Here is a 4750-nt window from a genome sequence, read left to right as displayed (position 1 = left end):
AAGATCGAGCGCGGCCGACGTGTCGATGCCATCACCCGCAATTTCGAGGTCATGATCGGGGAGGTCGTCGAGACCGTGTCGTCGGCCTCGACCGAGCTCGAGGCCTCCGCGGCGACGCTGAGCGGCACCGCGCAGCGCGGCCAGGAACTCGCAACCGTCGTTGCGGCGGCGTCGGAAGAAGCTTCCACCAACGTCCAGGCGGTGGCCTCGGCCTCCGAGGAGCTGTCGTCCTCTATCACCGAGATCAGCCGCCGCGTGCAGGAGTCGGCGCGGATGGCAGCGGAAGCGGTCGAGCAGGCGGCGCGGACCAACGAGCGCGTCAACGCGCTGTCGCAGGCGGCCGCCCGCATCGGCGACGTCGTCGAGCTCATCAACACCATCGCGGGCCAGACCAACCTGCTCGCGCTGAACGCGACCATCGAGGCGGCGCGCGCGGGCGAAGCCGGCCGCGGCTTTGCCGTCGTCGCCTCCGAGGTCAAGGCACTGGCCGAGCAGACCGCGAAAGCGACCGGCGAAATCGGGGCGCAGGTCTCGGGCATCCAGGCGGCGACGCAAGAATCCGTCAACGCCATCCAGGAGATCGGCGGCACCATCGAGCGGCTGTCGGAGGTGTCCGCGGCGATCGCCGCCGCCGTCGAGGAGCAGGGCGCGGCCACGCAGGAGATTTCGCGCAACGTTCAGCAGGCCTCGCTCGGCACGCAGGAAGTGTCGTCCAACATCACCAACGTGCAGCGCGGTGCGATCGAGACCGGCTCGGCCTCGAGTGAAGTGCTGTCGGCGGCGAAGTCGCTGGCGACCGACAGCACCCGCCTGAAGGTCGAGGTCGCGCAGTTCCTGGAATCGGTCCGCGCGGCGTAGAGGCACCCCGCTCGATCATTGTTGACCTCTCCCCGCTGTGGAGAGGTGGAGTGCCCGCCCGACGATCCAGTCTAGCTGCCCGTCTGCGGCGCAGCCGGCGTCGGTGCGATCTGCCGCCGGAACAGGATACGCTGGTAGAGCCAGCCGATCGCGACCAGCACGACGCCGAGGCACATGAACGAGAGCGCCCGATAGACGCCGGTCAGCGTCCACACGTCGACGGCGAAGGCCTTGAAGATCGTCAACGCGATGACGGCAGCGGACGCCAGCCGCGCACGCTCCGAATTGACCAGGATGCCGACGCCGAGCAGCGCCACGCCAAAAGCGAGCCAGCCGATCGAATAGGTATATTGCTCGGCGCTCGTGGTGCCACCGTAGAGCAGGACCGGGCCGTGATAGAAGCGGCGGATCTCCAGCGTCACATAGGTGAGCGCGAACACCAGGGCACCACCCGCAATCGTGTTTGCATATGCGACACTGCGGTGTCCTGCCACTGCGTAGGAGAGCAGCAGCATCAGCACGGCCGGCAGCGCATAGCCGAGCAGCAGCAGATTGAACACGAGGCCGCCGACATTGACGCTGGAGAGCAGCAGCGGGTTCTCCAGGATCAGGAGGCCAAACACGCTGATGAGGCCGGCGATCGCCGTCAGCACGACCGCGCCGACATTGTGCACGATGCTGTGGCTGCGCAGCCGCAGGCGCTCCAGGCCGATTGCCATGGCTAGCATGACACAGACTTGCAGCGCGAACTCGAGCAGCGAGGGCGGCGAGGTCATGCGGCCGCCGGTCGCAAAGTGCCGGATCTCCATGAAGGCGAGCAGAGTAGTGAACAGGATCGCCGCGGTCTCGACCACGCGCAGCGACGCGTCGTCGGCGCGGCGGCGCAGGAAGATGCTCGCGCTCCAGAACGAGGCGGCCGGCAGGCCATAGCCCCACAACAGCCAGTTGAAGATCGGCGTGGTGCCGACGGCATCGCCGACGATGCACGGATCATAGACGATGCGCGCGGTGACGATCGCAGCGAAGACCGCAGCCAGCCGGCGCAGCACCGGAATCGGCCGCTGCAACGAGATCCAGGCGGTGCCGAGCGACATCAGCGCGAGCGCGATGGTAAGCCAGCCCTTCTCCAGGGCGAAGGTCAGCGCCAGCGCCAGCGCGCCGAGCGTACCGGTCGCGAACAGCGCGACCGAGGTTGCAACGCCGGGCCGCTCTTCGCGGCGCATCAGCGCTTCGGTCGCGGCGCCAAAGGCCGCAGCGAGCAGCACGGCGAGGATCGCAAACGGGATCGAGCGGTCGAGATGGGCAATGCGCGCATAGAGCGCAACCAGGATGGCGATCGGCGTCGCGACGCCCGCCGCCGACCACACCACGGGAATGATCACCGAGTTCGAGCGGCCTTGCGCGAAAAAGCCCGTGACGCCGAAACCGGCGGCGAAGATCGCGGCCGTCACCAGATGCAGCGTCACCGCGCTATCAATCGCGACCGGGCCGACGCCGGGCATCGGGCCGCCCGGCAGCACCAGCATATCGGGGTTGGCGCGCACCGCCCATTCGGCGAACACGATGAACACGGCCGCCGCGGCCGCGCCCAGCGCGCCGGTCGCCGCCGGTGCGCGCCAGGCGACGAACAGCGTGCCGCCGACGAGGAGCGTGAAGGCGATCAGCGCGAGATCCGCATGCGCGCTCGACAGCACGACCAGCATCGCGCCGAACAAATAGGCGCCAAGCGCGCCCGATGAGACCGGCTCGATCTCGCCGTCCTCCATGCTGGGCCCGAACATGAAGCCGCAGACGACGAGCAGTGCGGCGAGCACGAAGCCGGCGATGGCATGGAAGGCGTGCGGCGCGACCTGCACCTGTTCGGTATCGAGACCCGGGAAGATCCAGAGCACCGCGAAGGCAATGGTCGTGACCGCAAGCCAGCGCCATAGCCTGATGCGGGCGAGCCCGAAACTCGCGGCCGTCACGACCGCAAGATAGATGTAGAGCGCCCAATAATCCGGCTTGCCGGAGGAGACGAGGATCGGCGTCACGAAGGCGCCGACGACGCCGAGCCCGGCGAGCGCAGGGCCGTGCAGGAGCGCTGCGGCCAGCGTGCCCATCGCAACGATGCCGAGCAGCACGAAGGCCGTCGCAGGCACGAGGAAGTCGTAGAGTGCGTACGCCGCGTAGATGGTCGCGAACGCCACCGCCGTGCCGGCCGCGGTGAGGATCGCGGGAATGTTGGCGATCGGCAGCGCGGCGATGCTCGAAATGCTCTCCTTGCGCCGCGTCCATTCGCTGGCGCCAAGCAGCGCAGCGGCGAACAGGCCGCCGAGGAACACGCGCACGCCGGGGCCGAGCAGACCGGCCTCGATCGAATAGCGCACCATGAAGAAGCCGCCGAGCGCGAGCGCAAGCCCGCCGATCCACACCACCCAGCGGGTGCCGAGCCGCTCCTCGAAGCCGGGTGCTGCCTCCGGCACCGGAGGGGGCGCAGCGGCGCCCGTGCTCGGCTCGAGCGGGGGCGGCGAAATCTCTTCGGTGACGAGCGGAGGCGGCGTCGTTTCGGCTTCCGGGGCCAGCGGCGGCGGCTCTGCGGCTGCAGTCGTCGCGGGGGCTTCGGCCTGCGCCGGCATCAGCGGGGGCGGCTGCACCGTCCGCTGCGCGTAAAGCATATCTTCGAGCGAACTGATCCGGCGGCGCAACTCGGTCGCCTGGCTGGACGCCTTGATCGCGATCAGGAAGGCAATGATCGCAATGATCAGCGCAAAGACGTCAAACGGGCCGTCGAACATGAAGCCTCCAGGCAATCGGCGGGCAGGGGCCGATACCACTGATATCAGGATCTTAATTTCTTGAGCATGATCTTACCGGAAAACCGCAACGCACTTTTCCGGATCATGCTCTAGCGCCGGGAGCGAACGCGCAAGCCCGGCGCGGGCCGCTCCTGGAGCACCTCGCGGCGGAAGCGGTAGAGCGCTGCCGGCCGTCCGCCCGTCTGTGTCGACATCACCCCGGTCGGTTCGACCAGGGCTTCCATCTCGACCAGGCGGCGGAAATTCTGCTTGTGCAGGTGCCGGCCGGAGATCGCCTCCACCGTGTGCTGCAGTTCAGTGAGTGTGAATTCGGTCGGCAAAAGTTCAAAGACCACAGGACGATACTTCAGCTTTGCGCGCAGCCGCGCGATTGCCGTGGCGAGAATCCGGCGGTGGTCGAACCGCATCGAGGTCCCGAGCGGGGGAAGCGTCTTGCGCGCCAATGCCGCAGGACGGCCATCGCGGCGGGCCTCCTCGATCAGCCCGGCCTCGTAGAGCAACTCGTAGCGGTCGAGCACGCGCTCCTCGTCCCAGGGTGCGCCGTCGAGACCGAAATAGAACCGCACGCGATCCTTCCGCGGCAGTGCGCGAATCGTCTCCGCGGTCTCCTCCTCGGCCCATTCGGTCAGCGCGGGGATGATGTCGCGCGCGATGATCGTCGGCGGCTGCTCGCGCCAGTCTTCCCAGGGGAAGAATCGGTACCAGGGCGCGAAGCTCGCCGCGTTTGCGGCGAGCTCGCCGCCCGCCGGGCGCGTCAGCGCGAGATAGCCGATCGACACGATGTGGGCTCCGGTGTCGCCGGCCTCGGCATGACGGCCACGGTCGCCGAACGTGTAGAGCTGCTCGACATAGCCGAGCCGCAGCCCCGCCTGTTGCTCGACCCAGGCGCGCAGGCCGATCTCGAACGTGCGATGGCTCACCGCGTCGAACGGACCGAACGGCAGCCCGGCAAGCCGGTCAGCACCGGGTGCGGTCAGGATCAGCGGCTCGTGGTTCTCGATCGCGACGATGGCCGCGGTGAGGCCGATTTCGATTGGCGTCAGCAGCGTCTCGCTCATGCGGCTGCCGTGTCGTTGAATTGAACAGAATGCCGC

3 protein-coding genes are annotated in these 4750 nt (G+C 68.1%); 1 reads left to right on the top strand and 2 read right to left on the bottom strand.

Features of this window, described 5'->3' with window-relative positions; all coding sequences use genetic code 11:
* On the top strand, nucleotides 1-858 hold an 858-nt coding region (locus XF30_RS39580), incomplete at its 5' end, for a methyl-accepting chemotaxis protein (protein WP_244609046.1).
* A gap of 71 nt (nucleotides 859-929) precedes the next feature.
* Here the strand turns inward: XF30_RS39580 and XF30_RS29985 are convergent.
* Together XF30_RS29985 and XF30_RS29980 are read right to left on the bottom strand one after the other, a co-directional pair.
* The gene (locus tag XF30_RS29985) at nucleotides 930-3635 is read right to left on the bottom strand and encodes a DUF2339 domain-containing protein (RefSeq protein ID WP_109144660.1); all 2706 of its coding nucleotides are present in this window, start codon (nucleotides 3633-3635) and stop codon (nucleotides 930-932) included.
* A 110-nt stretch (nucleotides 3636-3745) separates the two neighbouring features.
* Nucleotides 3746-4714: an NUDIX hydrolase gene (locus tag XF30_RS29980; RefSeq protein ID WP_109144659.1), complete on the bottom strand. Its 969-nt coding sequence runs from the start codon at nucleotides 4712-4714 to the stop codon at nucleotides 3746-3748.
* Nucleotides 4715-4750: the final 36 nt, after the last annotated feature.

The sequence above is a fragment of the Bradyrhizobium sp. SUTN9-2 genome, assembly GCF_003122645.1.
Taxonomy (GTDB): domain Bacteria; phylum Pseudomonadota; class Alphaproteobacteria; order Rhizobiales; family Xanthobacteraceae; genus Bradyrhizobium; species Bradyrhizobium yuanmingense.
The sequence above is the reverse complement of the archived record's forward strand: the minus strand, read 5'-3'. Positions and strand labels throughout refer to the sequence as shown.